1 protein-coding gene and 1 pseudogene are annotated in these 1055 nt (G+C 54.1%); both read left to right on the forward strand.

All coding sequences use genetic code 11. The annotated features are described in order from the left end of the window. A pseudogene (locus HT737_RS29420) lies at positions 1 to 207 on the forward strand (PrpF protein); the annotation flags it as partial. Between the two features lie 203 nt (positions 208 to 410). Then, on the forward strand, positions 411 to 1055 hold a 645-nt coding region (locus HT737_RS29425), incomplete at its 3' end, for an oxidoreductase (RefSeq protein WP_182404577.1).

The following is a 1055-nucleotide window of genomic DNA, read 5'->3' on the forward strand; positions in this document are numbered from 1 at the left end:
GATATCGAAGTGAGCATTGAGAATCCGGCAGGAAAGCTGGATACGACGGTCAGCGCGAAACTTATCGACAGCCAGCTTGAGGTTCAGGCCGCTGCCTATCGACGCAGTACACAAATCCTGATGCGAGGGTATGTCCCGTTATATAGGGCGTCTGCCGAGCTGATCGATTCCATGGGGGCATTGGCAATGCATCCGGCGGGCTATTGAAACCTCCTCATTGCTCCCGTTGCCCATCGAAAGTTATCTCCATTCAGAATCTTGAGGTGGGGCAATGTGGCCGTAATCAACGGGGTACTTATGGCCGAGGCGTTGGCTCTGATAGAAATAGGCAACGCTCGAAGACAAACCGGCATAGGTGGTCGGGTTTTCGATAGTTACCATGGCATCCTACCTACGTATTGGAATTGGCCATGAACAGCAGAAAAACGATATTCATCACGGGAGTGAGCAGTGGTTTCGGCAATGCATTGGCGAAAGAAGCGCTTGCTGCAGGCCACCGGGTTATCGGAACCGTACGGAGCGAAACCGCTTTGCAGGCCTTTCAGGCGCTCGATGTGGATGATGTTCATGGGGTGATTCTGGATGTCACCGACTTCGACGGGATCGACAGCGTCGTAGCGGCTATCGAAGAAAACCACGGACCGGTCGACGTGTTGGTCAACAACGCCGGGTACGGTCATGAGGGCATCTTCGAAGAGTCGCCGCTGGAAGAAATCCGTCGCCAATTCGACGTTAATGTGTTCGGCGCGGTAGCGGTGATCAAGGCTTTCGTGCCTTATTTTCGTAACCGTCGTGCCGGTCACATCCTTAATATCACCTCAATGGGCGGCACCATCACGATGCCGGGTATCGCGTACTACTGCGGGAGCAAATTTGCTCTCGAAGGCATCTCTGATACGCTGAGTAAAGAACTGCTGCCATTCAATATCTTTGTGACCGCAGTCGCGCCTGGCTCATTTCGCACTGACTGGGCAGGTCGTTCGATGCAGCGCACCCCACGGAGCATTGCCGACTATGACGCCAGTTTCGACCCTGTGCGTAAAGCGCGAGAAGAG

The organism is Pseudomonas sp. MD195_PC81_125 (assembly GCF_014060985.1).
Lineage (GTDB): Bacteria > Pseudomonadota > Gammaproteobacteria > Pseudomonadales > Pseudomonadaceae > Aquipseudomonas > Aquipseudomonas parakoreensis.